4 protein-coding genes are annotated in these 3,269 nt (G+C 67.3%); 2 read left to right on the top strand and 2 right to left on the bottom strand.

Features of this window, described 5'->3' with window-relative positions; genetic code table 11:
• Window positions 1–989, bottom strand: a 989-nt coding sequence (locus WEB06_17560; GenBank protein ID MEX2557423.1) for an acyl-CoA dehydrogenase family protein, incomplete at its 3' end; no start/stop codon positions are given.
• 21 nt (window positions 990–1,010) lie between these two features.
• Here WEB06_17560 and WEB06_17555 point away from each other — a divergent pair.
• The gene (locus WEB06_17555) at window positions 1,011–2,075 is read left to right on the top strand and encodes a kelch repeat-containing protein (GenBank protein MEX2557422.1); all 1,065 of its coding nucleotides are present in this window, start codon (window positions 1,011–1,013) and stop codon (window positions 2,073–2,075) included.
• A gap of 11 nt (window positions 2,076–2,086) precedes the next feature.
• Window positions 2,087–2,551 (top strand): hypothetical protein, encoded by a 465-nt coding sequence (locus WEB06_17550; protein MEX2557421.1) that lies wholly within the window; start codon window positions 2,087–2,089, stop codon window positions 2,549–2,551.
• A 53-nt stretch (window positions 2,552–2,604) separates the two neighbouring features.
• Here WEB06_17550 and WEB06_17545 read toward each other — a convergent pair.
• Window positions 2,605–3,269: ferritin-like domain-containing protein (locus WEB06_17545; protein ID MEX2557420.1), on the bottom strand; the 665-nt coding region annotated here is incomplete at its 5' end.

The raw sequence follows: 3,269 nt of genomic DNA, 5'->3' as shown, positions 1-3,269 counted from the left end.
ACGCGCATCGCGGTGTCCGAGGCGAACAGCTTCGCCATCGCCGCCTGGGTCGCGAACGGCTCGCCCGCGTCGCGCCGCCTGCCGGCCTCCTGCGTCAGGGCGCGGGCCGCGTCGATCTGGGTCGCCATATCGGCGAGCATGAACGAGATCCCCTGGAACTCGATGATCGGCTTGCGGAACGCCTCGCGCTCGCGTGCGAACGTCACCGCCGCATCGAGCGCCGCCCGCGCGAGTCCCACGCTGCACGCCGCGATCCCGAGACGGCCGCCGTCGAGCGCTTGCATCGCGATCCGGAATCCGACGCCGGGTTCGCCGATCAGGTGCCCTTCGGGCACCCGGACACCGTCGAAGAGCATCGCCGCCGTCGGCGACGACCGCATGCCCATCTTGTGCTCGAGCTTCTCCCGCGTCACACCGGGCGTATCGGCGGGGACGAAGAAGCAGGAGATGCCGGCGGGCCCGGGCTCACCGGTGCGGGCGAGGACCTGGTAGTAGTCGGCCTCGCCGCCGTGCGTCACGAAAGCCTTGCGTCCGTTGATGACCCACGAATCCCCGTCGCGCTCTGCCTTGGTCACCAGCGCCGACGCGTCGGACCCTGATCCCGGCTCGGAGAGACAGTACGCGCCGATCCACTCCCCCGCGCACGCCGGCGGCATCCACCGAGCCTTCTGCTCGGCGGTGCCGTACGCATGCGTCGGGAAGATCGTCAGCGTTTGCACGCTGGCGCCGAGTCCGACCGAAAGAAGCGCCGCCGCGAGCTCCTCCAGGACGAGCAGATACATCGCGTGCGGCTGCGCTCCCCCTCCGTACTCCTCGGGGTAAACCAGCCCGAGCAAACCGGCCTTGCCGAGGGCGTCGAACGCCCCGCGCGGAAAAACGGCATCGCGCTCCCACTGATCCGCGTGCGGCGCGATCTCGCGTCGAGCGATGTCCTTGACGAGTTCGAGGAGCGCCCGCTGCTCGTCGGTGAGTCCCAGTGGCGCCGCCATGGCGGCACTATACTTCGCCGGGTGACACGCGCCCGGCTCGACCGCCGCGACTTCCTGCGCGTAGCCGCGCTGGGTACGCTCGGGATCGCAACAGCCTGCTCTGGGGACGATTCCGCCGCTCCCTCGCCGAGCCCGACGACGTCCGGAAGCGGGTCGCCGGCTCCTTCGCCGACGGCCTCCGCGCCGCGGGCGTTGGCGTGGAACGCGATCGCCGCCCAGGGCCCCAGCGCACGCCGCGACCACACGTTCACGGCGAACGACGGCGGCTCGATCGCGTTCCTGTTCGGCGGCCGCGCAGCCGGCAAACCGCTCAACGACTTCTGGGCCTTCGACCGAACCAGCAACGCATGGCAGAAGCTGCCCGGGGGAGGTCCCTCCGCGCGGTTCGGGCACAGCGCCGCGTTCATCGACGGACATCTGGTCGTGTTCGGCGGACAGGGCGGCCCCAGCTCCTTCTTCAACGACTCGTGGGCGTTCGATCCGGTGCGCGGCACCTGGACGCAGCTGAAGCCCGCCGGCGGGGCCCCCGCGCCACGGTACGGCGCAGGCGGCGCGATGATCGGGACCTCGCTCACGATCTCCCACGGGTTCACCAACACGGGCAGATTCGACGATACGTGGGCGCTCTCGGCGAAGTGGACGGACGTGAGCCCGAAGAGCGGGCCGCGACCGATCAAGCGTTGCCTCCACCGCGCGGTCTACCTGCCGGACTTCGGCCGGATGCTGCTCTTCGGCGGGCAAACCGACGGGCGCCCGTTCCTCGCTGATACATGGCTCTACAACCCCACGAAGCAGGAGTGGTCGCAGGGCGGCGGCAATGCCCCGACCGCGCGCAACCTCTACGCGCTCGCCGGCACCGCGAAGACCGCCTACCTGTTCGGCGGCGCGACGGCGCAGGGCGCTTCGAACGAGCTCTGGTCGTTCGAAGCGAGTGGCTGGAAGAAACTCAAGGCCTCGGGAACTGCGCCGGCTGCGCGAAGCGGGGTCGAGGGAGCGATCGTCGCCGGACCGAGCATGCTCGTGTTCGGTGGTGCGGGAACAACGGCCGAGCTCGCCGACCTCTGGGAGCTGACGGTCCCCGCTTAGGGATGGAGACGTTGGAGGGCATCCTCGGCCTCATGCTCATTCTTGGGGCCGTGCTTTGGGTCTACATAGCGCTTCAGCAGCGACGTGTGGCGCTCTGGAGCTTCAAGCCCGGCGATCGTGTCCAGCTTCGCGAGGGTTCCGGATTCGGCGAGCGGTCGGGGTCAGTCGTCAAAAGGCGGGACTTCTTCGGATCTAGAGGCTGGACCGTTCGGCTGGATGACTGGCTTGGGGATGCAGTGAGCGTTCGCGATACTGCGCTCTACCCACTCCAACCGGGCCAGTGGCTCTTCCCGGGCAACCGCGTCATCATCACGGCGTTTCTCATGCGCGGTGTCACCGGTGAGCTCGTTCGACCCTCCAGGCTCTTGAATGGAAAGCGCGCGTGGTTGATCAAGTTAGACAAACCATTCGGCGGCCTGCGACATACTCGGGTGGTCGCGAGCCTGTTGGCACCGTGGCCGGTCGAAGTAAACTAATCGCTAAGGCACGCCGAACCGACGAATGGTCATGACAGCGTGAGCCGGGCGACCTAGCCCGTTTGCACCAACGCGGAATCGGCGACGTCCTCATCGGTCGACGACATGTTCTCGAACTTGAGAACGTCCATCTTCGCGAACTCCTCGCGCACCCGCGGTGTCAGGAGCCCGAGCTTACGGAGGTTCGGCACGATCTTCATGAACAGCAGGCTCCGGAAGAGCTTCATTCCTTCGGAGGCCATGCGGATCTCGACGAGCTCCTTGACCGGCAGCCCCATCCGCTCGTAGAGCTCGGCCATGTCGAAGCGGTCGCGCATCATGTGACACGCCTCGATGGTGAACTCCTCGCGCTCCTTGAGCTCGGCCGAGGTCATCTCTGGATAGATGTCCTTCAGGCTCAGCACGCCGAACGCCACATGCCGCGCTTCGTCGGCCATGATGTACTGGGTGATCTGTCGGATCAGCGGTTCCTTCGTCGTCTGGTAGATCATCCCGAAGGCCGCGAGCGCGAGACCCTCCACGAGGATCTGCATCCCGAGGTAGGTCATGTCCCACCGCGAGTCGGTGAGGATCGCGTCGAGCAGGGTCCGCAGGGGCGGCGTGATCGGGAACGTGCCTTCGAGCTTCTCCGTCAAGTACTTGTGGTACACCTCGACGTGACGCGCCTCGTCCATCACCTGCGTCGCCGCGTAGAACTTCGCGTCGATCGACGGGACGC

Source organism: Actinomycetota bacterium, assembly GCA_040905475.1.
In the GTDB taxonomy this organism is placed as follows: domain Bacteria; phylum Actinomycetota; class AC-67; order AC-67; family AC-67; genus DATFGK01.
This window is presented reverse-complemented; position numbering and strand designations above follow the sequence as displayed.